A 26,603-nucleotide genomic window follows, 5' to 3' on the forward strand; every position below is an offset into this window, starting at 1 on the left:
ATCTCCTTTTTCTACTAATATCAATTTCAATTAAAGTAGCATACATATATTGCTATTCATTGACGAGTTCTTTCTCTTTTTGTGATACTGATAACATTTTTTCTTTCTTCTTTGACATTACCTCTTTATCAGAAATACGTAAAGAAAATAGTAATGCTATAAGTAAAAATAGTGCTGATCCAATTAATGCCGCTTGATATGGCAAGAAATCTGATTGTGCGTTATTCTGTACGTTATTACTTCCAAAACTAGACAGTATACTAGCTAAAACAGCAACTCCTATTGCAGATCCTAATCGGTTTTGCACATTGAATATAGTAGTTGCTCTACCCATAGAATGTGGTGTGATATTGTTAAAAGCAGAAAATTGAACTGCACCGACAGACTGTCCTAAGAAAATACCTATGCCAAACAATAATGCCCGTATTTGCCATGGATTCGTATCATGATTTACAAAACTTAATAATACAAATATAACCGCGGTACTTATTAGTCCAATAGAGATTACCTTTCGAGCACCTAATTTCTTATACGTCCATGGTACAATTTGCGAAGAAATCATTAATCCAATCGCCTCTGGGAATGTCGTAAGACCTGATTCCAGCGCAGAAACTCCGATTACATTTTGATACATAAGCGGAAAAACAAATAGCATTCCAAGTAAACCAGCAGATGAAAACAAGGATATGAGACTCATTTTTCTAAAAACGGGTTCTTTTAATAAGCGTAAATCTAACATCGGTTGCTTTACTTTCAGTTCTACAATTATAAACAGTGAAATGAATACAATCCCAGCTATCCCAGTACTTATTATTTCTGGAGAAATCCATCCTTTTGACGGCCCTTGACTGAGTGCATAGATGAGCATCGCAAAACCTGGTGCTGAAAGAACAAAACCGAGAGAATCAAAACGACCAGCTGATTTTTCAATATGCTCTGCTAAAAATAGAAGTCCAAATAGCAACGCAATAATACCAAACGGCAAATTAATATAAAATGCCCAGCGCCAGGACATTTGATCTACAAAGAAACCACCAATAATTGGTCCAATCGCTGGTGCAACAGCAATTGGCAGTACAATAAATCGAGAAATTTTTGGTCTTTCCTCTGGTGAAAATGTTCGGAATAACATCGCCATCCCGACCGGTGTTAAAAGCCCGCCACCAGCACCTTGAATGATACGAAAAATATTTAATGAAGTAATATCATTCGCAATTCCACATAATGCAGATGCAATTGTAAAAACGAAAAGGGCAGTTAAAAATACTCTTTTCGTACCAAAACGATCGCCTAACCAACCAGAAATCGGAAGAAAAACAGCTAAGCTAACTAAATACCCAACATTTACTGTCCCCATTGCAGATGGGGGTACTTGCAGTTCTTTGCTTATCGTTTGCAATGCTACATTCACAATTGTTGCATCCATTGCAGCCATAAACATCGCTGTTATATATACGATACTTACAACTACTTTTGGATTTATTTTTGCCTTCATTATCGTTTTCCTACTAATATTTTTTCGCCAACTTGATTACTTTTTGGATTCAAATCTTTCCAATTATTTTCAACATATTGTAAACAATCATTCCTACTAGCCTCTTCATGTACGACATTCCAACCAATAGGTACATCAAGAAAGACAGGCCAGAGCGAATACTGGCCCTCCTCATTTTTTAGTACTTTATATGTGTAATTATCATTTTCAAATGGATTCGTCATACTGTACTTACCCCTTTCTTATTCTGCAAATATTTCGCTAACACTTGTCCAATTTCTGTAAGTGGTCCTGGTTGACATAAATCTTTATGTCTACAATCAATATTGTGTTGCACAATTTGCCCATCTAAATAATTTAGCCACGTATTTGGAGAGATAGGATCAAACCAGTCTGGTATAACAGTAGATCTAAAGAATAAAATATCTCCGTTATAAACTTTCGGTACATATTTCCCTAACAATCCTACCGAATTTACATATGTTTCTTTCAAGTTCAAAATAGTCTCTTCTTCAAGACTTGCTAATGCACTTCCATCTTTACGAAGTATTTCTACTGCACTTTCCATCGTAAGTGGTTTACCATCCATGTTATCTGGATCGTATCCGCCTAAAGCAAGTAATGCGATTAACGCTTCTTCTTCAGTAGGTGCTTCCGTATTTGGTAAGAAGTGACCTGGATAAGAATCCAGCATAACGAGTAATTCTACTTCTTCCCCTTCACTTTGTAGTTGCGCCGCCATTGCATGCACAACATTTCCTCCGAGCGACCAACCGAGTAACCGATATGGTCCGTGAGGCTGTACTTCACGAACGTGTTTTAAATAATCCGCTGCCATCTCCTCTAAACTTCTTGGAAGTTCTTCATTTTTAGCGATACCACATGCTTGGACACCGTAGATTGGATAATCTGTTCCTAAAGATTTCATAAGTCCTGCATAGCACCAACTTAATCCACCTGCTGGGTGTACACAAAATAGTGGTAATTGGTCTCCGCCTGCTCGTAATGGAAGCAACACATCAAGTGCACTTTGTCCATTTCCCACCTCAAGTCTTTCAGCAAGACCTGCAATAGTAGGCGCTGCAAATAAAGTTCCGATATTTAGTTCTACTCCAAGTGCTTCTTTAATACGACTCATAAGCTGCACTGCAAGAAGTGAATGGCCACCTAAATCAAAGAATCCGTCATCAATTCCAATTTGCGGCACACTTAAAACTTCTGTAAACAAGTCACATAACATTTCTTCTTGCGGTGTTCTTGGTCCACGACTAGAAGATGATGCGATAAATTCTGGAGCCGGCAATGCCTTTCTATCTAATTTACCGTTTGGAGTTAAAGGCAACTCATTTACTACTACAAAAGCGTATGGAACCATGTAATCTGGTAAACTACCTCCAGCATATTTACGCATTTCATTTGAATCAATCATTTCATTATTTGATGGGACGATATAAGAAACTAACCGTTTATCCCCTGGTTGATCTTCCCGTACAATAACGGCTACTTGCTCAACTTTAGGGTGTTTCATTATGACCGCTTCTATTTCCCCTAATTCAATTCGGAATCCACGAATTTTTATTTGGTGATCTGCACGCCCTATATAATCTAGCGTCCCATCTTGACGCCAACGAGCTAAGTCTCCTGTACGATACATTCTTGTACCTGGCTTACCAAATGGATCTGCGATAAAACGCTCAGCAGTTAAACCTGCTCTTCCTAAATAACCACGAGCAAGCCCTGCACCTGCAACATACATTTCTCCAACTACTCCAGGTGGCACTGGTTGTAAATAGTTGTCTAATACGTATACTTTAAGGTCAGGTATACTGCACCCAATTAAACTATTCGCTCGTAACGAAACGATATTCTCATCTAACTCAATATAACTAACATGTACTGTCGTCTCCGTTATACCGTACATATTAATAAGCTTTGGTGCGTTATGAAGATGTCGACTATACCAATCTTCTAATCGACTTAGCTCAAGTGCTTCTCCTCCAAAAACGACATATCGTAATGATAATTTTTGACCAATCTCTTCATTTTCACGATCTACTTGTATCAATTGATAGAACGCTGATGGAGTTTGATTTAAAACAGTAACCTTTTCCTTAACAAGAAGTTGTAAAAATTCTTTCGGCGATCGACTTACAGTATGTGGTACTACGACTAGACGCCCTCCATATAATAAAGGACCCCAAATTTCCCAAACCGAGAAATCAAAAGCATATGAATGGAACATCGTCCAAACATCTTCTGCGTCAAATTGGAACCAATGATCAGTTGCTCCTAAAAGTCTTACTACGTTTTGATGAGGTATCATAACGCCTTTCGGTCTACCTGTTGAGCCTGACGTATAAATAACGTAAGCAATATGTGAAGGAGATAATAGCTTCATGCGCTCCATTTCATCAATATTATCTTCACTATACTTCTCAATTTCTTTTATTGTCTTCACATCATCAACTAAAATTTTCAGTTCCTCATCACATTCAATTTCCACATCTGAATTTGTTAACACACATGATGGTTTCGCATCGTGGAGCATAAATGAAATACGATCTGACGGATAATCCGGATCTAATGGAAGATAACCTGCTCCCGCTTTCAGAACAGCTAGTAAGCTTACAACCATATTTAAAGATCTCGGCATTGCTAAAGCAACGAGTTGATCAGGACCAACTCCTTTTGCAATTAGCAATCGAGCTATTTTATTCGCTTTTTTATTCAACTCTTCATAAGTTAACTTTTCATCTTCAAAGACGACAGCAATAGAATTCGGATTTATATAAACCTGCTTTTCAAATAATTGTGATAATGTCATTTCTGGTACAATTTGAAAACCACCATTCCACTTTTCTAGCACTGTATTTCTCTCTGCTAATGTTAAAATTTCTAATGTGCCAATTGATTGATCCGGATGTTTCGCTGCATCATCCAATAACAGAATGAATCGTTCTACTAATTGTTGAACCGTTTCACGTTTATACAAATCGGTACTAAACTCTAGTAACCCCTGTAAGCCATCTGGCGTGCCATGAACTCCGTTACTCTCGCTAATTTCAAATGTTAGATCAAACTTCGCAGAGCCCACACTTTGGATTTCAAGGTCTGCTTTAATATCTGGAGCATCAAAGTTTGCTTCTGGCGTATTTTGGAAAGCTAACATAACTTGAAACAGCGGATGACTATTTCGAGTACGTACTGGGTTTAACACTTCAACGAGTCGTTCAAATGGAACATCTTGATTTTCATAAGCTGCAAGATTTGACTGCTTCACTCTATTCAATAATTCTTTAAAACTTGGATCTCCTGATGTATTTGTGCGTAACACTAATGTATTTACAAATAAACCAACTATGTCAGAGAGTGCATCATCGTTTCTTCCAGCAATCGGACTACCGATTGGTATATCAGTACCTGCACCTAATCTTGTAAATAGCGCACTAAGTCCTGCTTGCAACACCATAAACAAACTAACTCCGTTTTTCCGTGCAAGCTCTACTAACCTACTATGCATACCCGCATCTATTTGAAAATGAATTGTTTCTCCGCGATAACTCGTTTCAATTGGACGCTGGTAATCTGTAGGTAACTCCAGCTGATCTGGTAAACCTTCTAGCTCTTTCTTCCAAAACTCTAATTGTGTTGAAATAAGACTCTCTTCTGTAGTTTCATCACCAAGCAACTGTTGTTGCCAAAGTGCATAATCTGTGTATTGAACTGGAAGTGCCTCTAGCTGAACTCTGTTACCTTGACATCGTGCTTTATATGCCGCTGTAAAATCTCTCGTTAACGGTTGTAATGACCAGCCATCCCCTACAATATGGTGCAATAGAATTAGTAATACATGTTCGTTTTCATTCACTGTAAATAGTTGCAGACGGACTGCTGGTTCAACATCAAGGTTAAAACTATATTTTACCGCCTCTACAAGCACACTTTCTAATTCATCTTTACATATTTTTGTTATTATCATTTCTAGATTTAAATTTTCCATATCTAAAATTTTCTGATAGGAACTACCTAATACGTTAGGGAAAATCGTTCTAAGCGTTTCATGTTTCTCAACTACATCATAAAAGGCACCTTGCAATGCTTCCTCGTTCAACTTTCCAAAAATACGAACGACTAATGGAATATTATAAGTAGGACTTGGACCTTCTAAACAATTTAAGAACCATAACCTGCGCTGTGCAAATGAAAGTGGAACTTCATTTGGTCTACTTACTTTCTTAATAGCTGGTCTTGCAGTTTTTGCTTGATCCAATTGTTTCGCAAGTTCAGCAACAGTTGGCGATTCAAATAGTTTTCCTATTCCTAATTCCACACTTAACGTTTCACGAATTCTTGCCATTAAACGAGATGCGAGAAGTGAATGTCCACCCATTTCAAAGAAATTATCATCAATGTTAATTCGAGAAACACCAAGTACTTCTGCAAATAAATCACATAATATTTCTTCTTTCGGATTTCTAGCAACTCTCTCATTGTTCATTCCATTAAAATCAGGAGCAGGTAATTTCTTTCTGTCAACCTTACCATTTGGCGTTAATGGTAATTCTTCTAGCACAACAAATGCCGATGGTATCATATAATTCGCTAAACTTTCTGAAACATAAGAACGAATTTCTGAAAGATTAATCGGTTCCTTTTCTTCTGCAACGATATACGCAATGATGCGTTTATCATTTGGACGATCTTCTCGTACCATCACTACCGCTTGTTGAATATTTTCATGTCGTTGTAATACCGTTTCAATTTCAGCTAATTCAATTCGAAAACCACGAATTTTTATTTGATGATCTGCGCGACTCATGTACTCTAGCACACCGTCGTTACGCCATTTCACAAGATCACCTGTGCGGTACATAAGCTTCCCTGGTTCTCCATATGGATTTGCAACAAATCGTTCAGCCGTTAACGCAGGTTTTCCTAAATATCCGCTTGCGATTCCTTCTCCTGCAATATATAGTTCGCCAATTACTCCAGGTGGTACTGGTTGTAATCCTGCATCTAATACATACACATCTGTACTCCAAATCGGTTTTCCAATAGGGGGTATACCAATTTCATTTTCGTCGATGTTCTTGAAAGTAGACCAAATAGTCGTTTCAGTAGGTCCATATAAGTTTGTAATAGAGCAACCTAATTCTTTTAATATATTTGCTAAATGGGCCGGAAGCGCCTCACCACCAACGAGCACATTTAGCCCTTGTAGCCTTTCTGGATATTCAGTTACTAACGCCTGCCATAACGTCGGTGTAGCTTGCATAATTGTTACTCTTTCTTCTTGTAACAATGCCGTTAACGCAGAAGGTTCTTGGATTACCTCTTTTTGTGCGATTGTTATACTTGCACCACTAATAAGAGGTAAATAAATTTCTAGTGCAGAAATATCAAAAGCAAACGTTGTAACTGCTACTAAATGATCGTTTTCGTTTAGTGAAAACATATCGTCCATAGCCAATAAAAAGTTACTTAAAGCTTTCATAGGAACAATTACACCTTTTGGATTTCCGGTTGAGCCTGAAGTATAAATTGTATACGCAGGCTTTAAAAGTGATTCTTCATTTCTAAATGGTAGATTCCTATGAGAATATGCTTTTAATGCTAGTTCTGTTTCTTCTCGATCTAATTCGATTTTTTTTATATCATTTTCTATAACTAAAGTAGATGAAACAGATGAATGTGTGATGATATAAATTGGTTTTGCATCATTTACTATATAATTTATTCGCTCAGCTGGATATTCTGGATCTATCGGTAAATACGCTGCACCAGCCTTTAAAACTGCTAGCATACTAACTACCATTTCTATTGACCTTGGAAATACTAAAGCTACAAACTGATTTGGCCCTATTCCTTCTTCTACTAAATAGTGCGCTAGTTCATTCGCCCGTTCATTTAGCTCTTTATACGTAAGGTCTACTCCGTTACACGTAACCGCTATTTTATTTGGATTTTTTTGTACTTGTTTTTCAAATAATAAAGGTAGAGTGATTAAATCCTCAGCTTCCTTAGTTTCATTCCATTCGAATAAAACTTTATGATTTTCTTCAGGAAGAGTAATGTTTATATTTCCAATCGACACGTCTTTTTGATAATCATTTATCACTAATTCTAATACATTCATAAATCTCTCTTTATGCAATGCTAGTTCCGAATCACTATATACCTCCGGGTTCGCATCAAAATGAATCATTAACTCATTTTCATCGAAACGTTTATAAACATTTATCGATAAATCATCGACAGGTCCTGCTGATAAATTATGTGTAATACCACGATTCCCAGCAAAATTAAGCCCATAATCAAAAGGCATCACATTCACTAACGGCCCGAATAACCTTTGATTTTCACCTAGTAACTTTAAGTCTCTTCTTAATTCCTCATGACGGTATTTATGATGACGACGTACTTCTCGAATCTCTTTAGAAACTTGCTGTAATAATTCCGCAAGAGTTATATTTGGAGTTACAGTGAGACGAAGTGGTGCTAAATTCATTACCATACTCGGTGTATAAATAGATGCAGAACCTAGTCGCCCCATCATCGGTAAACCTAAAACAATATCATTTGCACCTGTTAATTTATGCATATAAATACTTGTTACAGCGACAATAAATTCCGGCCAATTTGTTAACGAAATATTAATATCTTCTAGTAAAGTTTTCGTACTCAAACTGGATAAATAAGCTGTTTCTCGTAAAAATCCATTTGATGTTCTTGGCGCTCGTTCTGCTAAACTTATGGCATCCGGTTCATCTGCAAACTTTTCTAACCAAAAAATACGATCTTCCTGAAATTGTTTAGACTCACGATACTCCATATCTTCTTGTACAATTTTTGCAAGAGAACCAAATGGCTTTTCATTCTTTCTTGTTTCTTCTATAAGTGATGTATACTCTTTCGCTACCTTTTGGCTAAGAAGTGAAAATCCATAGCCATCCATCACAATGTGATGGATGCGCTGATACCAAAAGAAACGATTATTTTCAACTTGAATAAGTGCTTCAGTAAATAATGTATCTGTTTTCAAATCGACTGGCATAGATAAATCATTTTTCATCCATATTTTAGCAGCTTCTTCAGAATCTTCTTCTTTACGAACGTCAATAAAATGCATATGAAAATTTGACGATTTCTCAATAACTTGCCACGGGCCAATTTCATCCTCTTCGAAACGAACATGTAGTGCTTCTGCTTCCATTACAACTTTACGTACTGCTAATTCGAAAATTTCTTGATTAATATTTCCGTTTATTTCAACATATTCCCCAGTATTATAAATCGGATTAAGCGGATCTAATTGTTGTGCAAACCACATACCAGTCTGCGCAGATGATAACGAATGACGAACCTTTTGACTATTAGGCATTCTTTACTACCCCTTTATTATGTAGTCTATTTGTTACAGCACCTGTGCTGTCTGTGAAGATAGTAAACTGTACCAATCGGAAACAGTTGGACGTTCTGCTAAATCTGCAAAAGTTATTTCTTTCCCTTCGCGACGCCACTTCTCTACTAAACTCATAATTCTGACCGAATCAAGTCCTCTATTTAGTAAGTCCTCATCAATATCAATACTCTCTACTGGCTCACGAAGTAGTTGTGCAACTAGTTCATGCACTTCCTGTAAAGTGATTCCTTCACTCTCATCACTTTTTACACTTTGTAAATCTTTTAACAGTAAGTTTGTTGATGTCGTTACTGCACATCTATTAGATGCATACTCCAATGCTTGTTTATGATGGTCTAATGAAAAATCAGCAACTGCATCTGCTACAAAAAATGGCTCTATACCATCCATAAATGCTTCGCAAGCTGTTAAAAGGCAGCCGATATGCGCATAAATACCGCAAATAATAAGTTGATCTCTTCCCTGTTCATTTAAAATTTCTAATAGATTTGTCTTTTTAAATGCACTATATCTCCATTTTGTTAAGAATATATCATCCTCATCAGGAGTAAGTTCACCGACAATTTTCTTTTTATCTGGTCCAGCAGGAATACCGTCCCCCCAGAAATCTTGTAATAACCCTCGTTGTTCTAACGTTTGTCCACCTGGTTGTGCTGTATAAACAACTGGTATACCAAGTTCCTTACATTTTTCTCTTATCACCTTAATATTTGAAATAAGTTCTACTTTTGGTGATTCTTTATCGCTATATGCATCAAGAAAATATTCTTGCATGTCATGGATTAGAAGAACCGCACGTTTCGGATCTGGTTTCCAGTTCACTTTATTTTTTGGTAGTTCTGATTCAACTGGCATTTTGTATACTGAAATAGATGGGATAGCCATCTAATCACTTCCTTCCAATTTTTATATTTATTATCGTTTTACCTTAATAAGTTTTTCCGCAATGACTTTACGTAACTCTTTTTTGCTTACCTTTCCAACACCTGTTTGCGGGAATGAATCAATAAATTCAATTCGATCTGGAATCTTATAAGCCGCTATACCCCGTTCTCTTAAAAACATTTTTAATTCACTTACTGTCGGAGCTTGTCCACGAGCTATTACAAATGCGCAAGTACGTTCTCCTAAATAATCATCAGGCATTGATACAATGGCTACATCATGTACTGCATCGTGTGCTAATAGATGATTTTCAACTTCTTCCGCAGCAACTTTCTCACCACCACGGTTAATTTGATCTTTATCCCTACCTTCTACAATGATGTAACCTTGTTCATTTACTTTTACAAGATCACCTGTGCGATAAAATCCATCCTTTGTAAATGATCGTGCATTATGCTCTTCTACTTTATAATAGCCACGAATTGTATATGGCCCTCTTGTTAACAAACTACCTACTTCACCAGGTTTTACATCGTTATCATTTTCATCAACGACCCTTACTTCATCGAATGTAGACATCGGTCTCCCTTGTGTATGAATGATGATTTCTTCAGGATCATTTAATCTTGTGTAATTTACTAACCCTTCTGCCATACCGAACACTTGCTGTAACGTACATCCAAATGTAGGGTGTATACGCTTTGCAACCTCAGCGCTAAACTTAGCACCACCTACTTGAATCACTTCTAAGCTCGATAAATCGTTATTACGAGAAGAAGCTGCATCAAGCCAAATCATTGCTAATGGTGGAACTAGAGCAGTAATCGTAACTTTTTCTTTTTCTATAAGAGCAAATGCCTCATCTGGGCTACCACCAGTTGCTAACACTACTTTTCCACCCGTATAGAAAGTTCCAAATGTCCCTGGAGAACTCATCGGGTAATTGTGCGCTACTGGAAGAACTGCCATATAGACGCTATCCGTATTCAAATTACAAATTTCAGCGCTAACACGTAAACTATAAATATAGTCATCATGTGTTCTAGGAATTAATTTAGAAAGCCCTGTTGTCCCTCCAGACAATTGGAGAAACGCAACATCACTTGGCTGAACTTCTGGTAATGGAACGGGATCTATATACAGATCACTTATGTTCACAAATTCTTCTTCTTCTCCCACTACAATTACATGTTGTAAAGTTGGCACTTTCACTTTTACTTCTCTTGCTAGTTTTCGATAATCAAAGCCGAGAGCCTTATCTGAAATAACGTAAGCACTCGCCTCACCAAACTCACAAAAATAACTAATTTCACTGCTTCGATGTGAAGGTAGTGCAAAAATAGGAAGTGCTCCAATTCGAAATAGCGCAAAGCATATTTCGAAAAACTCGATAATGTTGGGTAACTGTATTACAACTCGATCCTCTTGCTTTATTCCTAAATTCAGTAAACCTGAAGCTAAGCGATCTACTTTTTTATCAAGCTCACTATACGTCATATGCATATTACCACTTACAACTGCAATTTCATCTCCATACTTTTCAGCACGTTCTCTTAACAACGAACCAAATGTTTCTCCAAGCCAACATCCTTCTTCTCGATAACGATTTGCAAATTCTTCTGGCCATTCCGTGAAACCTGATAACATTATTTCTTCCCCCTATTTTTCATTCAGCGAATTATCTCTTAATCCTAAAGCCTTCAGCATTGTTTGGAACTTAGCTGATGTTTCTGCTAACTCATCTTCTGGTTTTGACTCAGCAACAACTCCTGCTCCTGCATATAAACGAAGTGTATTTTCTTGCACTTCAGCACAGCGAATTGTAACAATCCATTCACCATCTCCATTTAAATCGCTCCATCCTAGCATTCCTGTAAAGAATTCACGGTCAAATGGCTCAATTTTTTGAATCGCCTCTCTCGCTTCTTCCATCGGCGTTCCGCAAACTGCTGGCGTAGGATGAAGAGCAATTGCTAATTCCAAAGAAGTAGTATTCGGATCCTTTAGTTCACCTTTCACTTCAGTAGACAAATGCCACATCGCTTCACTATGAATAACGGATGGTTTTTCCGGAACATGTAATGTATGACAGTATGGACGAAGCGCAGCAGCAACAGCTTCAACTACTACCGCATGTTCATGTAAATCTTTGGGAGAAGAAAGTAATTCCTCTGCTCTTCTTTTATCTTCTACTGGATCATCACTACGCGGTCTTGAACCAGCTAATGGATTAGAAATAACTTGCATACCATTTCGTGAAACGAGTAATTCAGGACTTGCTCCAATTAATGTCTTATTATTCTCGTTTTCATCTTTTGGTAAATTCACAGCAAATGTATAACCATGCTTATTATGCTCTGCTAATTCTCGAAGAAGTTTTTGCTTATTAATCTTTTCGGAAGTTTTAACATCTAACGATCTGGATAGAACGATTTTCTTTAAATCTCCGTCTTGTATTTTTTCAATTCCTTGCTTTATACCATTCATATAAACTTCAGGATCTGGTACAGGCGTCATTTCAAATGCCAGTTTCTCATTTCGTTTTATCTCATTTGTTGTCTCTAACTGTAAACGCTCAGTAATTCTACTATGTTCTGGTACGATAAGTTGAACTTCTTTTCTACGATCAAAAGGCAAAGCACCAACAACGATAGGGTTCGGATTTCCAGCTTGTTTTGCATTGCTTAATACTGCCTTTACTAGTTCTGGAAAACTTTCAATTTCATGATGTTTTACTGTAGTAAACTCTCCTTCTGCCAATATCGTTCGAGTTGGTGAAGCAAAAAAGAACGAAGATTCAGTTTTATAATCTTCTAATAATTTTTCCGACAGTTCCTTTACGGCTATAAGTTCATTCATAGTATTAAAACCTCCTGAATTTTTTATTAAACTCCTAATGTAGCTCCGCCATCGACACATAAATTGTGCATTGTAATATGACTCGCTTTATCAGAGGCTAAAAACAATACTGCTTCAGCAATTTCTGAAGGTTGTGCAATTTTTTGTAACGGAATACCGAGTCTATATGTATTTTGAGAACCAGCAATTATATTTTCAGCTCCATTCTCATCAGCCCATAATAATCTTTGCATTTCAGTTTCAGTAGAACCTGGAGAAACTAAGTTACAGCGAATGTTATATGCTGCAAGTTCTAATCCTAAGCACTTCATAAACATCGTCGTTGCAGCTTTTGATGCAACATACGCAGCCATCTCCATTCTCGGAGTATTTGCCGCATTTGAGCCAACTGTAACAATTGCCCCTGACTTTCTTTGCATCATATATTTACTTACTGCTCGGCACATATAGAAAACTCCTGTAGAATTTACAGAGAATGTTTTATTCCAATCTTCATCACTTAAAGAGTGAATCGCTCCCATACGTAAAACCCCTGCAACATTTACTAATATATCTATCGGTGCTATATCATTTTCAATCCGTTCTACTACTTCTTCAACAGCGGCACTATCACTCACATCTAAACGAAACGTTTTCACACGTGTTTCATTTAATTCATTTTGATTTAAGAGTACGTTTAACCCCTCTTCAGTTTGATCAGCCCCAATAACTGTAGCTCCTCTTTCTAAAAACATGTTTGCTACAACACTACCTATACCTTGCGCTGCACCAGTTACTAAAACCGTTTTCCCATCAAATTCCCCTATGTTCATTTCCTCTATCCTTTCATATAAAAATTAATCCAGTTTAACATCATCATTGATAACGATTTTCATTATCAATGATGATGTTAAAAATAATACACTTACTAAACTAATTGGTCAAGTGTACTTTTCATCAAAATATTATTCATTGATAATGTTTTTCATTTAACATTCTTACATCGAAATGATAATCTTTCTCAATAAACTTGTCAACCTATTTTTATTTTTCAGATAAAATATCTTAGTGATTCTCAATACAATTACATCTAAAAGCATTAATAAGTACTTACATTACACATTTAATTCATACTCCTCTTTTTAAACTTGTAGAAGACTAACTGTAGATACCTTCATTTACAAAGCCTTATCAAAAACTCAAGTATATATTTTCTCAACATTTTTCTGAAAATACCGAGAAAATATATCTTGCAATTATTGATGTATGTCTTGTTTATATTTTAAGATTTAATACGTATTTCGGATATAATGTATCATTTTTCAATATTCCAATATAATCCAATTGGGTATTTCACTCGCTTTTTTGTCTCGAAAATCCCAAAGATTATATAACCTCCTTGCAATCATTCATAAAAAAAGCACCCTATTTAATAGGATGCTTTTTCGTATTTATAGTGTGATAGAAGATTTATATACTTATGCTACGCTGCGATACTCTTCTTCTTGTTCTTTTTTCTGCTTAGGTGCTTGAATTAAAATTGCGATAACAAATGATACGACACATAATACACCGATCACCATGAAGGTTGGTTTGAATCCACCTAGAAGTGCACCGATAAAGGAACCTGCAAGTGCTCCAAATCCAAATCCTTGATACACAATTCCGTAGTTCTTACTATGGTTTTTCATACCGTAGAAATCACCAACGATAGCTGGGAAAATAGTGATATTTCCACCAAAGCAAAACGCTACGCTTGCTACACATACGAAGTAGATACCATAATTTAAATCTACGAAACTTAAAACCAAGACTGAAGCTGCCATAACAACAAATGTACCAGTAACGATTTTTAAACGGCCGATTTTATCTGATAACGGTCCTAAAATAATACGACCTAATGTATTGAAGATTGCAACCATAGCCACCGCATTAGCTGCTGTCGCTGCGCTAAGCCCTACAAGTTGAACACCAATGTCTTTTACCATACCAATTAAGTATAAGCCACTCATACATGATGTAAATAACATAATAAATAATAAGTATACTTGTTTTGTGCCTAACATTTCTTTCGTTGTATATTCCTGAGTTTTTGTTTCATGAACTGCTCCTTGATCTGCAGCTTGATGGATTAAACAAGCGCCAATTACAATCATAGCTGTAACAATTAAACCCCAGTATATAAACGCTTGTGATACACCAACTGATTCAATTAACTGTGCGTTAACATATTTAAAGATTAAGCTACCTGAACCATATGCAGAGACAGAAATACCAGCAATTAAACCTTTACGCTTTGGAAACCACTTTATTAAATTGGATAGTGAAGTGATATATGCTGTACCATCTGCATAACCTACAACAACCCCTGCTAGTACATAAAGCAATATTAATGAGGAAGCTTGTGAACTAAGTATTAATCCTAGTCCTAATGCTAGTCCAGCTATCATAATAAGTTTACGAAGTCCCCATTTTTCTTGCAATTTACTCGCAAATAAAGTCGAAAACGCTAAGGAAAGACTAGTAATTGAGAAAGTTATAGCAACTGCGTTAAGACTCCAACCATATTTACTAACTAAAGGCTGATTGAATAAACTCCATGTATATATCGTCCCAAGTCCCATTTGTACTATGACTGTGCCAAGGACAACAAGCCATGGATTAACTTTTGATTTTTTCATATCATTCCGCCTCCTCTTTCTATTTTAATGCTATTCGCTAAATTTTCTTTTTTTATGTTCATATTGGCCACCTCATTTGATTTAACACCTTCATTGTATAAGATCTTTCTGTTTATGTAAGCACTTACAAGATAGAGCGTCAAAAATATGGAATCAGTTACAGAAAACGAAGGACGAAATACAAAAAACGAATTATTAAATACGTAAATAGTTATTATTATGTTTTGCATCCATACGACTTACAGCTGTTTTATCATCTTCTTTTATAAAAATTATGTCTCAAGTTATATGATGGCTAGATTACAAAAATTCGATTTTCCTATACAACAAAAAAACTATTTTTACACTATAGTGCACTTTATTTTTTATAAAATAAAAAATATTTTATTGATAAATAAAACTAAATATTCACTAATATATCTATACGTGGTTTAATATATATAATAAAAAATATTTCTGTCTTTAATGAGGAGGTACTATGAAAGCAAACGTAGGGGATACTATACTTTTTCAACGAAATAATTTAAAGATTACAGGATCTGTATTAAAACTTTATACTGAATCGGTCTTAGTTGAAATTACAAATGTAAGCGGTGGTACTTTTGAATTTGATCGAACGATTGTAAATCATAAAAACTATAAAATTTTAAATACGAATACATAAAACAACAAAAAATAGCCCCTGCTCACCAGCAGGGGCTATTTTATATGAAAATAATTCATTAGTTTATATATCCTAAAACACTTACAATCTTACTCGCTTTTAAATTATTAATATGATAATAAATTTCTAAACCTCTTCTCTCAGCTCGTAACACTTTACCTTTCATTTTTGATAAATGTTGCGAAACAGTCGATTGTGGAATATTTAGTAATTCTGTTAATTGTGTTACATTACAAGTTTTTCTCGTACTTAATTCATTTACAATTTGTAATCGGATTGGGTGCGCCATAATTTTCAAAATATCTACATCTTCTTCTGAAACTAAACTTTTTCTCATTTCACTCGTATATGTTGTCATAAGACATTCCCCTTTTATATGAATTCCTCTTATTTAGATCTATTTCCAAAATATTTAAAACTCCGATGTGAAACCTTTATATAAAAATAATAGAATTTTAAATTTTTAAAAACAGAACGAAATACAATTCACTTTATTTATTTGGTACATATACATAATACAATGTTAATATGTGCTCTATGTGAAGTTAGCATATATTTATAATGAAGATTTTTCAAACAATTCACATCTAACTATATACTCCCTCCTAACACTATCCAGTGATTTTAACATATTTTAGGCGTTTGTATATACTATCTACAAAATAAATGTTGTTTAGGGGGATTTCAAATGCCAACAATGTTACAAGAAGAAGTTGAAGAAGCTCGTGAAACATATGTCAGTCGTATCATATTAGTCAGTGGATCAGCTTTATTTTTAGTAGGTGGTGTTATATCGGCAATTTCGGCTTTTAAAGCTTATAATCGTTTGGAAAATACTCCGCCTTCTCCAGATAACTCGTAGGTGCATTGTCTAATTCTGAATAACAAACAAATGCCACCTCTATAAAGAGGCGGCATTTGTTTTATCATAATTTTTATACTAGAAACTCGCAAACAATGCTTTAAGTATGAATTACAATTGAACTTACTTCACCACAAACCGAGTCTGACTACACCCATCCTTCTGCTTCGTTACTTCTAATACAGCTGGCATTGCGTTTTTCAGCTCTTGAACGTGTGAAATGACACCGATAAATCGGCCTGACTTTTGTAAGTCGATTAAGGCGTCAACTGCTTTTGTTAATGACTCCTCATCTAATGAACCGAATCCTTCGTCGATAAACATCGTTTCGATGGAAATACCGCCTTCATATGCTTGAATGACGTCTGCCATTCCGAGCGCTAAGCAAAGCGATGCATTAAATTTCTCGCCGCCAGATAGTGTTTTTACATCACGTGTTTGGCCAGTGTATGCGTCGTATACATCTAATCCTAATCCACTTTGACGATTTCTCTTTTCAACTCGTTCACTTCGTTTTAAATAAAATTGTCCATTTGATAATTTACGTAATCGTTCGTTTGCAATTTGAACAATTTGTTCTAAATACTCAATTAAGATGTAGCGTTCAAATGATATACGGCTTTCGTTATCACCTTTCATTACTTCATATAAATCAACAAGTTCTTGGAAAGCTTTTTCTTCCTCATGAATTTGCTCATCAATACGTCTAATATTTTCATGTAAATCAAAAATATATGTTACCGCATTTTGCGCACGTTGACGCTTTTCTTTAATGATATCAAGATTTATTTCTAAATCTTTTATATGTTCACCTAACGCTGTAATATCCATATACTCTTTATCTTTTAATTCAGCATGTAACTCTTCAATTTGTTTTGCAAGTACTTCAAGAGATGAATAATAGCTTTGAATTTCTTTTTGTAACATATCCATCTCGGTATCACTTAATTTGGCCTCTTTATACGTAATTTGAGCTGTAAATCCGCTCTGTTCAAGCTCTTTCATAAAGCGCGCGAAAGTCTCTTCTTTCTTCAATTTTGCACCTTCAAATTGATTTGAAGCACCTTCTTGTTCTGCTTGAATACGTATATTTTCATTTTGCCAATGTTGATACGCTTCCTGCACTTTCCTCCATTCGTCTTCCATTAATTTGAGTTCATGCATAGCTTGGTCAAACTGAACTTTCCAAGCCTGTACTGTTTGTAAGCTTTCAGGAATATTCTTCTTATCATGTTCATATGACGTACGAAGCTGCATACACTCCATTTCTGTTCGGTGCTGCTCTGTTTCTACCTCACGCTTTTGTTTCTGAAGTGCATCTACTTTTCCTTCTACACTTTTTATATTCACAGCTGTTTGCTTACGCGTTTCTTCGCTTGCTTTTAACGTATTTACTTCAATTGCTAATTGTTTTCCTTTTTGAACAAGTGCACTGTATGTTTCAACTAATTCCTCTGAGCGATAGCCTCGCTTCTTAACCTCTTCTATTACCTGTTCATATTGTAGGTGATAGAAATTCCATTTCTCCTCTAGTTGAACATGTAATTTTTCAGCAACATTTTTCTTTTCTCTTAAATCATTTAACTCTTTTTCATCGATTACATCACTTTGCTCTGTAGCTTTTTTCGGATGGTTCGTACTACCACATACTGGACAAGATTCGCCATCATGTAGATGAAGAGCTAATATACCAGCTTGTTCACTTAACCAGCGACGTTCCATATTTTCATATGCGTTAACTGCCAATTGCATCTTATTATATGCCGCTTCTTTTTCTTTCTCGAATTTTTGCTTTTCTTGCCAAACATCATATGCTTGCTTTAAAACTTTTGCATCTTCTCGCATATTCGTTAGTTCTTCTACTTTAGCTACATATTGCTCAAGTGCTTGTTCTAGTTGTTGTAATTCACTAGACATTAACTGTTTTTGATTTGTATGCTCTTCTAATTGTCGATCTAAGTTTTGCATACTTTCTTTTAATTTTCCTATTTGAATTTCTGCATTTTGTAAATTCAACTGTTTCTCAGCTAACGATGCAATAATCGATTGTAACTCTTCTAATCTTTGAACAAGTTTTTTTGCATCTTCTCTCTCAGGTTCTTTATTCTTTACTGCTTCATATTTCCCCTGAGCAAGTTCAAAATTACTCATTATATTTTCTTTTTTGGCGATAATTTGTTTTAACAAACTTTCAGCTTTCTGCTCATTTTGCATCGCTTCTTCGTGCCATTGTTCAAATGGTAATAAGCGCTTCGCTTGTTCCCCACGTTTAAAAGATTTTTCTTTCACTTCAATAACTGTACGGTTTTCTTGTAAAGTGTTATATTTCTCATTCTTTTGTTGTAAATCTATAAACTTCTCATTTACAGACTTCGCTGCGTGAAAACGTGTTTCAGCATCCTTTAATTGCTTCGTTTGAACATCTTGTTCTACTTGTAATTGCTCAACTTCTGCCTTATACACAGCTGTTTCTTGTTCTAATGCTTCTACTACTTGATGCGTATTTACATGCTCTTGTTCCACTAATGTCTCTAATAATGCTCCATCTCGGATCGGTAATTTAAAAACATTACGAAAATGTAGCTCTCGCTCTTTTTGTTTTTCTTGTAAGACGTCTTTCCATTGTTTTCGTTTTTGATCAAGTAACTCTCGCATTAACTTATAACGATCTGTTTTAAAAATACGACGCAAAATTTCTTCTTTGTTTTCAGTCTCAGATGTTAATAGTTTTCGGAATTCCCCTTGCGGTAACATAACAATTTGGCTAAATTGATGTTTACTTAAACCGATTAAATCTTCCACTTTTTTATTTACATCCGTTACATGGAAACGATCAACAGCTGGAACCTTCTCTTCATCAATTACTTCATATAATTCTACTGCATGTCCCGTAATCGTCTTGTTCCCTTGTTTTTTATGTCCCAGTTGTCGTTTTATTTCATAACGTTTCCCTTTTAATTGAAAGGTTAGTTCTACACTTGTATACATATTATCATCAGCAAATTGACTGCGAAGCATGCTCGTATCACTACGTTCTTCTCCGCTTGCCTCACCATATAACACATAACAAATCGCATCAAAAATCGTCGTCTTTCCAGCTCCTGTATTCCCAGAAATGGCGAAAATACGATGATCTCCAAGATCGTTAAAATCGATTACTTCTTTCTGTTTATATGGCCCAAATGCTGTCATAATTAGCTGAATCGGTCTCATCCTCGTTCACCTTCCCGTTCTTGCACTGTTTGTAGTACTTCTACAAATAGACGTTCTTTCTCTTCTGATAAATCTAAGCCTTTCATTTCTTTATAAAAAGCCTTTAAAAGAGATAAATCATCCGTTTTATGTCTTGAAACAGTTACTTCATTTGACTCTGTGAACTCTCGTCTTTGAATAGATCTTTCAACATGCATTGCATTTGGATATACAGAGCGTATTTTTTCCATTGGCTGCAAGACAGGATTTTCATCTAATAATTTTACAAACACGTAATCTTCACTTACTGGATGTTGTAATAATTCATCTATTTTTGCTTCTACTGTTCGCATTTTACGGCGTGGTGCAAGTAACCTTTTTTCAATTGTTGCTTCACCTGTTTCGTTCAGTTCCACAATATAATAACCTTTTTTATGTTTTTCTTCAGAAATAGAATACGCAAGTGGCGAACCAGAATATCGAATGGTCTCATTACGTACGAAATGCGCTTGATGTAAATGTCCAAGCGCTGTGTAATGAAACTTATCAAAATAATGACTATTTACGTATTCAGCACCACCAATTGAAAGTGGTCGTTCTGCATCACTTGTATTCTCCTCCGCTTCTCCCGCAGAAGTTACAAATGCATGACCAACAAATACGTGTCTAGCTTCTTTATCCATCGTTTCAGAAAGCTCATTCATAAAAATACGCATCGCATCATCATGAGAACGTACATCTTCGTTTTTCAAAACATGTCTAACTATGCTTGGATCTGCATATGGAATGAGATGGAAGTGAACCTCGCCATATTCATCATTTAATATAATTGGCTCATATGGAAATTGAAATTGTCCCACAATAAATAATCCTTGTTTCTTCATTAAACTACTTCCAAAATGAATACGATCTGGACTATCATGGTTTCCTGCAACCGCAATAACTGGTGTTTGTAAATCAATCACTATTTTTTGTAAAACATCATTTAATAAGTCTACTGCTTCCGTAGGTGGAATTGCTCGGTCATATAAATCCCCTGCAATAATTACCGCATCTGGTTTTTCTTCTTCAACAGCTTGTACAAACTGATCTAATACAATCTTTTGATCTTCAGTCATATACACGCCATGAACGAGCTTTCCTAAATGCCAATCCGCTGTATGAAATAACTTCATAGTTTCCTGCTCCTTTTAATTTACTGATTTTAGTGATACGAGTTGATAGTTTATTGTAGTTTTTCCGTTTTCCCACTCTAACTTTTGTATCATTGCACTACCAATTCTTTCTTCATTTGATTTATATAAAGGCAATATTTCTTGAACTGTAAATAAGTGATAACCATCCAATGTTAATTGAAATATGTTTTCTTCTATATGTAATCTTACTTCTTTTTCATTTGAAATAATTTTTGTGTGCATCTCAAATTTCATGACAGATACAACCCCTTTTTCTAATCTCTACATTATTAATAGTATATTGGCTATGCAAGATTGACAAGTAAATACACGGCAAAGTACACACTTTTCTACTACTATATGTTTTTTATTTTTACATATAATACGGTATGTGAAATTTTATTTATTTTAAAAATAAAAATGTCTAATGTGACATCTTTATTTTTGTATAAAGTCTTTCATTACATAATATAAAACTGTAATGAAAACGATCGCTACAAAAAATGAAAATACTGCGATAATGTACCCATCCTTATTTAATAAAATGCAAAAAGAAATAGATATGATAAAAATCGGAAATACAAGTCGTACTTTATCCTTCACTTCCTCTGTCGTATCTGTATGATGAAAATACTGCGTTATCCCTATCATTAAAGAAGACAAAATAATCACCGACAATAGTAAAGGTACTGGCATTCCGATTTCTCCTTTCTCTATTTCTAATGAAAAGCAATTTTTCTTTCATCATAATCGCTTCAAATACTCTTTTTGAAGTCATTATATACAATTTACACATATATAATAGCGTGTTTATCATGATAATTTCAAATAATTACAATTACAGTAATGTTGTAATATTCATTTTCAACCTCAGAAATCCTGCAAATATATCTCGTCAAAATATGCGATATACAAATTAACACGTACCGTCAAGTTTAGACAAAATTTATAAAGGACATTTCAATACGTATCAAGAATTAAGAATAAGAAGATATGTAAGGGAGGATGAATTATGACTGAACACGTTTTATTTTCTGTTAGTGAAAACGGCGTTGCATCAATTACTTTAAACCGCCCAAAAGCGCTTAATTCTTTATCTTATGACATGTTGCAACCAATTGGGCAAAAACTGAAAGAGTGGGAAAATGATGAGCGAATTGCGCTTATCGTATTAAAAGGAGCTGGCACAAAAGGTTTTTGTGCAGGCGGCGACATTAAAACTCTTTATGAAGCGCGTTCAAACGAAACTGCATTGCAGCATGCGGAACGTTTTTTTGAAGAAGAGTATGAAATTGATACATATATTTATCAATATAAAAAACCGATCATCGCTTGTTTAGATGGAATTGTAATGGGCGGTGGTGTCGGTCTTACAAATGGTGCGAAATATCGAATTGTAACTGAGCGTACGAAATGGGCAATGCCAGAGATGAATATCGGCTTCTTCCCAGATGTCGGTGCTGCTTATTTCTTAAATAAAACTCCAGGGTTTGCTGGCCGCTATGTTGCTTTAACAGCATCTGTTTTAAAAGCTGCTGACGTATTATTTATAAACGCTGCTGATTACTTTATGACATCTGATTCATTACCAATTTTCCTTACTGAACTTGAAAGTGTAAATTGGCATAAAGAAGATGATGTACATACTAATTTAAAAGAAGTCATTCGTACATTTGCAACTGCTCCAAACTTAGAAAGCGAACTTGCTCCTTCATTAGAAGAAATGAATTCACATTTTGCATTCGATACAATTGAAGAGATCATCCATTCATTGGAGAAAGATCAAAGTTCCTTTGCTTTAAAAACGAAAGAAACGCTATTATCAAAATCTCCTATTTCGTTAAAAGTAACATTAAAACAGTTTATTGATGGAAAAGATAAGTCCGTTGAAGAATGTTTTGCTACCGACCTTGTACTTGCTAAAAATTTCATGAGACATGCGGATTTCTTCGAAGGAGTACGTTCTGTTGTCGTTGATAAAGATCAAAATCCGAATTATAAATATAAGCAGTTAAGTGATGTTTCAGAAGAAGATGTAAATCGATTCTTTAACTTACTTAATGCATAATAAGGTGAAACATTAATAAGTGGGGGTTCATTACCCGCTTATTATTAGCCCTCACCGATCGTCCGGTCATGCGGGATAAAATTGAGGCTATATAGTAGTGGAATTCAACTACTATATAGCCTCTTTCTCATTTAATAATTTTTAATAAAATTTAATTTTATTAAATTAAAATGTGTGCTACACTATTTTTAATCAAATATTCTAAAAATAAAAAAGGAGGAGCGACTATGATTGAAAATTATTTTCTTTTCATCATTATGTCTATTTGTCTTATTATTTTACCCGGTCCTGATACTGCAATGGCGACGAAAAATACATTGGTTGCCGGTAAGGTCGGTGGAGTGAAAACAGTGTTCGGTACATGTATTGCACTTTTAATTCATACTTTAGCAGCAGTAATCGGACTTTCCGCAATTATTGTAAAGTCAGCGCTTTTATTTTCTATTTTCAAGTACGTTGGAGCTCTATATTTAATTTATATTGGCATTAAAGCCCTTTTAGCGGTAAGAAACAAAGAAGGCTTTGATACGAACGATATATCTTTAAATAATGAAAATGAACACACTTCTTGCTTTCGCCAAGGGTTTCTTACGAATTTATTAAACCCTAAAGTTGCAGTCTTCTTTTTAACCTTTTTACCGCAATTTTTAAATCCAAATCATAATACGTTTATCCAACTTCTCGTAATGGGTCTTACTTACCTCGTTTTAACAGTTATTTGGTTCGCTTTTTATATATTTTTAATTGATAAAATTAGTGCTTTTATGAAAAAACCGAGGACGCAACGTTATATTCAAGGCTTAACAGGAATCGTCTTAATTGGTTTTGGTATTAAACTAGCTTTTGAAAAAAATAATTAACAAGACGAAAACCACCACTATTAATAGTGGTGGTTTTCATTTAACAACTGATTTGGCTGTTCACTCTATATTAAAACCAGCGCTCAGTTACAACTTTTTTACGTGTATAGAATTGAACGCCATCTGTACCATTTGTACCTAAATCACCAAAGAAGGAAGCTTTATTTCCTGCAAATGCGAAGAATGCCATTGGTGCTGGAACGTTTACGTTTACACCGATCATACCAGCATCGATATTATCACGGAACGTTTGTGCATGTTTACCATTTGACGTATAAATAACCGCGCCATTTGCAAATTTAGATTGATTTGTTAATTTAATACCTTCTTCTAAATCTTTAACTCGTACAATGCTTAATACTGGAGCAAAAATTTCATCTTGCCAAATTTTCATTTCTTGATTTACACCATCAAAGATTGTCGCACCTACAAAGTAACCTTCTCCAACTTCTTCCTTAACTTTACGGCCATCTACTAATAAAGTTGCTCCATCTGCTACACCGCTATTAATATAGCCTAATACGCGCTCTTTATGAGATTCACGAATTAATGGTCCAACATAATTATCTTCGTGGAAACCGTCACCTACTTTTAACTTCTTCGTCTCTGCTACTAGTACGTCGATGAATTCATCAGCGATTTCATCAACTACTGCTACTACTGAACATGCCATGCAGCGCTCTCCACTACTTGCGAATGCAGATCCAATTACACCTTGCACTGTTTTCTCAAGGTTGCAATCTGGCATTACAATCGCATGATTTTTTGCACCAGCTAACGCTTGTACACGTTTTCCGTGTTTCGTACCTGTTTCATACACGTAACGAGCTACCGGCTCAGAGCCAACGAACGAAACAGCTTGAATATCTTTACTTTCTAAAATGCTATTTACAACATCTTTTCCGCCTTGTACTAAATTTAATACCCCTTTTGGAAAACCAGCTTCATAGAATAACTCTACAAGTCGCTCTGCTAAAAGTGGCGTTCTTTCAGATGTTTTTAATACGAACGTATTACCGCAAGCAATTGCAAGTGGGAACATCCATAATGGAATCATCATTGGGAAGTTAAACGGTGTAATACCAGCAACAACTCCAATTGGATAGCGCCAAATCGATCCATCAATGCCGCTAGCAATATTCGGAAGAGCTTGTCCCATCATTAAATTTGGTGCTGATGTTGCAAGTTCTACCGCTTCAATCCCGCGCTGCACCTCACCAGTTGCATCCGTTAATGTTTTACCATTTTCTAGCGTAATGATTTTAGCAAGCTCTTCTTTGTTTTCTTGTAAAAGCTGTAAATATTTATATAATTGTCTTGAACGATTCGGAACTGGTACTTTAGACCATGTTTCGTATGCTACTTTTGCCGCTTCAACAGCTTTTTCAACATCTTCTTTCGGAGATAGCGGAACGTAAGCGATAATTTTTCCAGTCGCCGGATTTGGAACTGCTTCTACTTCTGTACCAGTAGATTCTACCCACTCACCATTAATATGATTTTTTACTCGTTTAATTTCAGTTGTAATCATTATATTCTCTCCTTTTTTATGATGTACATAAGTCTATTATTTTTGATTAGAAATTAACTGTTCACTAACTTTCTTATATAAAGCAGCCATATCGTTTTCACCATACCCTGCCTCACTTGCTTCTTCATATACGTTTAATAGCATTTCGCTTACTGGTAAGTGAAGTTCGCTTTCTTTCGCTAAATCTACTGCAAATCCTAAATCTTTCTTTAATAAATTCACAGTAAAGCCTGGATCGTAGTTTTCAGTTGCAATGAAACTTTTATAATTACGCTCATAAATTCTACTTTGACCGTAACTTACATTTAAAATATCAAACATTTTATCTAAATCCATATTATTCTTTTTCGCTAATGTTAAAGCTTCACTCACACCAGCTGTATAAAAACCAATTAATAGGTTATTAATTAATTTAACTGTTGTGCCACTATCAATCTGCTCACTAACATGGAAAACATTCGCGCCTAGTACGCCCATGATAGATTCCGTTTTCTCATACACTTCTTTCGATCCACCAACCATAAACGTTAATGTACGGTTTTCAGCTCCAATTACCCCACCACTAACAGGCGCTGCTAAAAAGTCTACTTTCTTTTCCTTTGCAGCTTCCTCTAACTGTTTGTTTAATTGTGGAGATACAGTACTGGTATCAATTAAAACTACATTCGAGTGGCTATTTTCAAATAATCCTTCTTCCCCAAAATACACCGCTTCAACAGCGCGAGGTGAAGGTAAACTTGTAAAAATCACATCGCATGTTTCTGCTAGTTTCGAGATTGATAAGCCAATAATTCCTCCTTCATTTTCAAAGGAAGCTTCGGCCTCTTTATTTAAATCCACACCGTATACTGTGTAACTTGATTTAACTAAATTTTTAGACATTGGAAGACCCATGTTACCTAAACCGATAAAGCCAATCTTTTTCATAT

Annotated in this window: 19 protein-coding genes; 4 read left to right on the top strand and 15 right to left on the bottom strand. The window is 35.3% G+C overall.

Annotated elements, in window-relative coordinates; all coding sequences use genetic code 11:
* Nucleotides 1-52: 52 nt before the first annotated feature.
* The 8 genes from QEP67_RS16190 to QEP67_RS16225 form a co-directional block, all read right to left on the bottom strand.
* Complete coding sequence (locus tag QEP67_RS16190; protein WP_353706322.1) at nt 53-1,495, bottom strand: MDR family MFS transporter; 1,443 nt, start codon at nt 1,493-1,495, stop codon at nt 53-55.
* The gene (locus tag QEP67_RS16195; RefSeq protein WP_000184070.1) at nt 1,495-1,719 is read right to left on the bottom strand and encodes an MbtH family protein; all 225 of its coding nucleotides are present in this window, start codon (nt 1,717-1,719) and stop codon (nt 1,495-1,497) included. The genes QEP67_RS16190 and QEP67_RS16195 overlap by 1 nt, the downstream gene beginning before the upstream one ends.
* Nucleotides 1,716-8,876, bottom strand: coding sequence for an amino acid adenylation domain-containing protein (locus QEP67_RS16200; protein ID WP_353706323.1), 7,161 nt, complete (start codon nt 8,874-8,876; stop codon nt 1,716-1,718). The genes QEP67_RS16195 and QEP67_RS16200 overlap by 4 nt, the downstream gene beginning before the upstream one ends.
* Before the next feature lie 33 nt (nt 8,877-8,909).
* Nucleotides 8,910-9,803: an isochorismatase family protein gene (locus QEP67_RS16205; RefSeq protein ID WP_001007289.1), complete on the bottom strand. Its 894-nt coding sequence runs from the start codon at nt 9,801-9,803 to the stop codon at nt 8,910-8,912.
* Nucleotides 9,804-9,833: 30 nt separating this feature from the next.
* On the bottom strand, nt 9,834-11,450 hold the full coding sequence (locus QEP67_RS16210; RefSeq protein WP_000948425.1) for a (2,3-dihydroxybenzoyl)adenylate synthase: 1,617 nt from the start codon (nt 11,448-11,450) through the stop codon (nt 9,834-9,836).
* A 12-nt stretch (nt 11,451-11,462) separates the two neighbouring features.
* Nucleotides 11,463-12,662, bottom strand: a complete 1,200-nt coding sequence (gene dhbC, locus QEP67_RS16215) for an isochorismate synthase DhbC (protein ID WP_001003904.1) — start codon at nt 12,660-12,662, stop codon at nt 11,463-11,465.
* A gap of 26 nt (nt 12,663-12,688) precedes the next feature.
* Nucleotides 12,689-13,474 carry a 2,3-dihydro-2,3-dihydroxybenzoate dehydrogenase gene (gene dhbA / locus QEP67_RS16220; protein WP_001020440.1) on the bottom strand — a complete coding sequence of 262 codons (786 nt, stop codon included), beginning with the start codon at nt 13,472-13,474 and terminating at the stop codon, nt 12,689-12,691.
* A gap of 645 nt (nt 13,475-14,119) precedes the next feature.
* Nucleotides 14,120-15,322 (bottom strand): OFA family MFS transporter, encoded by a 1,203-nt coding sequence (locus QEP67_RS16225; RefSeq protein ID WP_000748914.1) that lies wholly within the window; start codon nt 15,320-15,322, stop codon nt 14,120-14,122.
* 478 nt (nt 15,323-15,800) lie between these two features.
* On the opposite strand from QEP67_RS16225, the gene QEP67_RS16230 reads away from it, so the two are divergent.
* Nucleotides 15,801-15,986: a YkvS family protein gene (locus tag QEP67_RS16230; RefSeq protein ID WP_000646791.1), complete on the top strand. Its 186-nt coding sequence runs from the start codon at nt 15,801-15,803 to the stop codon at nt 15,984-15,986.
* Nucleotides 15,987-16,044: 58 nt separating this feature from the next.
* Here the strand turns inward: QEP67_RS16230 and QEP67_RS16235 are convergent, their stop codons facing one another.
* Nucleotides 16,045-16,344 carry a metalloregulator ArsR/SmtB family transcription factor gene (locus QEP67_RS16235; protein ID WP_000214798.1) on the bottom strand — a complete coding sequence of 100 codons (300 nt, stop codon included), beginning with the start codon at nt 16,342-16,344 and terminating at the stop codon, nt 16,045-16,047.
* Between the two features lie 330 nt (nt 16,345-16,674).
* Between QEP67_RS16235 and QEP67_RS16240 the strand changes: the two genes are divergently transcribed.
* The gene (locus QEP67_RS16240; RefSeq protein WP_001142749.1) at nt 16,675-16,848 is read left to right on the top strand and encodes a hypothetical protein; all 174 of its coding nucleotides are present in this window, start codon (nt 16,675-16,677) and stop codon (nt 16,846-16,848) included.
* Between the two features lie 123 nt (nt 16,849-16,971).
* On the opposite strand, the gene QEP67_RS16245 is transcribed toward QEP67_RS16240, so the two are convergent.
* The 4 genes from QEP67_RS16245 to QEP67_RS16260 all read right to left on the bottom strand — a co-directional run bounded on the left by QEP67_RS16245 (nt 16,972) and on the right by QEP67_RS16260 (nt 21,911).
* On the bottom strand, nt 16,972-20,061 hold the full coding sequence (locus tag QEP67_RS16245; RefSeq protein ID WP_001247469.1) for an SMC family ATPase: 3,090 nt from the start codon (nt 20,059-20,061) through the stop codon (nt 16,972-16,974).
* Nucleotides 20,058-21,215 carry an exonuclease SbcCD subunit D gene (locus QEP67_RS16250; RefSeq protein ID WP_000765140.1) on the bottom strand — a complete coding sequence of 386 codons (1,158 nt, stop codon included), beginning with the start codon at nt 21,213-21,215 and terminating at the stop codon, nt 20,058-20,060. Before QEP67_RS16250 ends, QEP67_RS16245 begins: the two co-directional genes overlap by 4 nt.
* A 15-nt stretch (nt 21,216-21,230) precedes the next feature.
* Nucleotides 21,231-21,470 (bottom strand): DUF2584 family protein, encoded by a 240-nt coding sequence (locus tag QEP67_RS16255; protein WP_000667351.1) that lies wholly within the window; start codon nt 21,468-21,470, stop codon nt 21,231-21,233.
* Nucleotides 21,471-21,653: 183 nt separating this feature from the next.
* The gene (locus tag QEP67_RS16260) at nt 21,654-21,911 is read right to left on the bottom strand and encodes a hypothetical protein (RefSeq protein WP_001145039.1); all 258 of its coding nucleotides are present in this window, start codon (nt 21,909-21,911) and stop codon (nt 21,654-21,656) included.
* Nucleotides 21,912-22,227: 316 nt separating this feature from the next.
* On the opposite strand from QEP67_RS16260, the gene QEP67_RS16265 reads away from it, so the two are divergent.
* Both QEP67_RS16265 and QEP67_RS16270 read left to right on the top strand, forming a co-directional pair.
* Complete coding sequence (locus QEP67_RS16265) at nt 22,228-23,283, top strand: enoyl-CoA hydratase/isomerase family protein (RefSeq protein WP_000134919.1); 1,056 nt, start codon at nt 22,228-22,230, stop codon at nt 23,281-23,283.
* A 227-nt stretch (nt 23,284-23,510) separates the two neighbouring features.
* Nucleotides 23,511-24,143 carry a LysE family translocator gene (locus QEP67_RS16270; RefSeq protein ID WP_000572322.1) on the top strand — a complete coding sequence of 211 codons (633 nt, stop codon included), beginning with the start codon at nt 23,511-23,513 and terminating at the stop codon, nt 24,141-24,143.
* Nucleotides 24,144-24,213: 70 nt separating this feature from the next.
* Here the strand turns inward: QEP67_RS16270 and QEP67_RS16275 are convergent, their stop codons facing one another.
* Both QEP67_RS16275 and QEP67_RS16280 read right to left on the bottom strand, forming a co-directional pair.
* On the bottom strand, nt 24,214-25,674 hold the full coding sequence (locus QEP67_RS16275) for a CoA-acylating methylmalonate-semialdehyde dehydrogenase (protein WP_000633366.1): 1,461 nt from the start codon (nt 25,672-25,674) through the stop codon (nt 24,214-24,216).
* Between the two features lie 36 nt (nt 25,675-25,710).
* Entirely contained in the window at nt 25,711-26,601 is an 891-nt protein-coding gene (locus QEP67_RS16280; protein WP_000719430.1) for an NAD(P)-dependent oxidoreductase, read from the bottom strand.
* Nucleotides 26,602-26,603 lie beyond the last annotated feature (2 nt).

Source organism: Bacillus cereus group sp. MS39 (assembly GCF_040448665.1).
Lineage (GTDB): Bacteria > Bacillota > Bacilli > Bacillales > Bacillaceae_G > Bacillus_A > Bacillus_A wiedmannii.

Excerpts from the sequence above, each read along its gene's own strand:
- dhbA (WP_001020440.1), bottom strand. The coding sequence starts at position 13,474 with ATGAACATAGGGGAATTTGATGGGAAAACGGTTTTAGTAACTGGTGCA.
- QEP67_RS16240 (WP_001142749.1), top strand. The coding sequence starts at position 16,675 with ATGCCAACAATGTTACAAGAAGAAGTTGAAGAAGCTCGTGAAACATAT.
- QEP67_RS16245 (WP_001247469.1), bottom strand. The coding sequence starts at position 20,061 with ATGAGACCGATTCAGCTAATTATGACAGCATTTGGGCCATATAAACAG.
- QEP67_RS16250 (WP_000765140.1), bottom strand. The coding sequence starts at position 21,215 with ATGAAGTTATTTCATACAGCGGATTGGCATTTAGGAAAGCTCGTTCAT.
- QEP67_RS16205 (WP_001007289.1), bottom strand. The coding sequence starts at position 9,803 with ATGGCTATCCCATCTATTTCAGTATACAAAATGCCAGTTGAATCAGAA.
- QEP67_RS16190 (WP_353706322.1), bottom strand. The coding sequence starts at position 1,495 with ATGAAGGCAAAAATAAATCCAAAAGTAGTTGTAAGTATCGTATATATA.
- QEP67_RS16260 (WP_001145039.1), bottom strand. The coding sequence starts at position 21,911 with ATGCCAGTACCTTTACTATTGTCGGTGATTATTTTGTCTTCTTTAATG.
- QEP67_RS16235 (WP_000214798.1), bottom strand. The coding sequence starts at position 16,344 with ATGACAACATATACGAGTGAAATGAGAAAAAGTTTAGTTTCAGAAGAA.
- QEP67_RS16230 (WP_000646791.1), top strand. The coding sequence starts at position 15,801 with ATGAAAGCAAACGTAGGGGATACTATACTTTTTCAACGAAATAATTTA.
- QEP67_RS16265 (WP_000134919.1), top strand. The coding sequence starts at position 22,228 with ATGACTGAACACGTTTTATTTTCTGTTAGTGAAAACGGCGTTGCATCA.
- QEP67_RS16280 (WP_000719430.1), bottom strand. The coding sequence starts at position 26,601 with ATGAAAAAGATTGGCTTTATCGGTTTAGGTAACATGGGTCTTCCAATG.
- QEP67_RS16225 (WP_000748914.1), bottom strand. The coding sequence starts at position 15,322 with ATGAAAAAATCAAAAGTTAATCCATGGCTTGTTGTCCTTGGCACAGTC.
- QEP67_RS16275 (WP_000633366.1), bottom strand. The coding sequence starts at position 25,674 with ATGATTACAACTGAAATTAAACGAGTAAAAAATCATATTAATGGTGAG.
- QEP67_RS16200 (WP_353706323.1), bottom strand. The coding sequence starts at position 8,876 with ATGCCTAATAGTCAAAAGGTTCGTCATTCGTTATCATCTGCGCAGACT.
- QEP67_RS16210 (WP_000948425.1), bottom strand. The coding sequence starts at position 11,450 with ATGTTATCAGGTTTCACGGAATGGCCAGAAGAATTTGCAAATCGTTAT.
- dhbC (WP_001003904.1), bottom strand. The coding sequence starts at position 12,662 with ATGAATGAACTTATAGCCGTAAAGGAACTGTCGGAAAAATTATTAGAA.
- QEP67_RS16255 (WP_000667351.1), bottom strand. The coding sequence starts at position 21,470 with ATGAAATTTGAGATGCACACAAAAATTATTTCAAATGAAAAAGAAGTA.
- QEP67_RS16270 (WP_000572322.1), top strand. The coding sequence starts at position 23,511 with ATGATTGAAAATTATTTTCTTTTCATCATTATGTCTATTTGTCTTATT.
- QEP67_RS16195 (WP_000184070.1), bottom strand. The coding sequence starts at position 1,719 with ATGACGAATCCATTTGAAAATGATAATTACACATATAAAGTACTAAAA.